This is a genomic window from Mesorhizobium sp. M7A.F.Ca.AU.001.01.1.1 (genome assembly GCF_004022735.1).
Lineage (GTDB): Bacteria > Pseudomonadota > Alphaproteobacteria > Rhizobiales > Rhizobiaceae > Mesorhizobium > Mesorhizobium ciceri.
Genome location: NZ_RZPF01001079.1, coordinates 1 through 1,394, shown reverse-complemented (window position 1 = coordinate 1,394; position 1,394 = coordinate 1). Strand labels below are relative to the sequence as shown.

Here is a 1,394-nt window from a genome sequence, read left to right as displayed (position 1 = left end):
CCCACCGCCGCCTTGCCGGCGCCGAGCGACTTGGCCAGCGCGGTCACATCGGGAATGACGCCGTAATGCTCGAAGGCGTAGAAGCGGCCCGAACGGCCGTAGCCGCACTGCACTTCGTCGGCGACCCACAGCACGCCGTACTGATCGCACAGCGCGCGCAGCTTCTGCCAATATTCGGCCGGCGCCTGAATGATGCCGCCACCGCCCTGGATGGTCTCGAGCACGATGACCCCGACCTCCGGATCGGAGCGGAACAGGCGCTCGACCGCCTCGATGTCGGCGAACGGGATGCGGACCGTGTTTTCCGCCACCTTGAAGTCGGCGCGGTAAAGCTGGCCGTCTGTGATGCCCAGCACGCCCTTGGTCTTGCCGTGGAAGGAATTCTCGGCATAGACGATCTTCGGCCGCTTCGGACCGGCCGCGCGCTCGGCGAGCTTCACCGCCGCTTCCATCGCTTCCGAGCCGGACGAACCCAAAAATACCATGTCGAGATCGCCGGGCGAGCATTTGGCGATGTTGTGCGCAAGCGCTGCCGCATATTGCGACATGAAGGCGATGGCGATTTCCTGGCGCTTCTCCTCCTGGAATTTCTTGCGTGCTTCCAGGATGCGCGGATGATTGTGGCCAAAGGCCAGCGAACCGAAGCCGCCGAAGAAGTCGAGGATCTTGCGGCCGTTCTGGTCGATGTAGAACATGCCTTCGGCACGCTCGATCTTGATCTTGTGGAAGCCGAGCAGCTTCATGAAGTGGAACTGGCCGGGGTTGAGATGCGCCTTGAACAGGTCGGTCATGCGGGCGACATCCATCGCCTTGGCTTGTTCGACGCTGATCAAATCGGGCTTGGCGATGGTGACAGGCGACAGCGCCGGCGCGCTGACCATGGTGCGCAAATTGGTCTGTTCGGGCTTGGCCATGACGGTCATTTCAATCTCCTGTCTGCGCGCACGACCAGGATCGGGCGCAACGAAAGCTGTTTTTGCAAGCCGCTATTCGGCGGGCACATGTTTGGTGGCGACGGCGTGACCGGCTTTCTTTGCGCGGTACTCGCTGTAGGCGGCGATCAGCATGTCCTCGTCGCGATATTGCGGCACCCAGCCGAGCTGACGCCCGGCCTTGGACACGTCGAGCACGCAATCCTCGTCGGCGATCAGATACTGTTCCGGGTCCATGATCGGCATGTTCAAGAGGTCAAGCAGGTCCAGCGTGCGCTTGACCGCCCAGCCCGGTGTCGGGATCAGGATCGATTTCGAGCCGGCATGCCTGATCAGATCGCCGAGCAATTTCTTGACCGGCGGCGGATTGAGCGAACCGAGATTATAGGCCTCGTTTGGCACGCCGGCCTTCCAGGCCGCGCGCGCAGCCTCGGCGCAGTCGAACACCGAGATGAACTGATA

1 protein-coding gene and 1 pseudogene are annotated in these 1,394 nt (G+C 62.3%); both read right to left on the bottom strand.

All coding sequences use genetic code 11. The annotated features are described in order from the left end of the window. Positions 1-881, bottom strand: an 881-nt coding sequence (locus EN884_RS35990) for an aminotransferase class III-fold pyridoxal phosphate-dependent enzyme (RefSeq protein WP_245492052.1), incomplete at its 3' end; no start/stop codon positions are given. A 105-nt stretch (positions 882-986) separates the two neighbouring features. Further along, positions 987-1,394, bottom strand: a pseudogene (locus EN884_RS35985) (NAD(P)-dependent oxidoreductase); the annotation flags it as partial.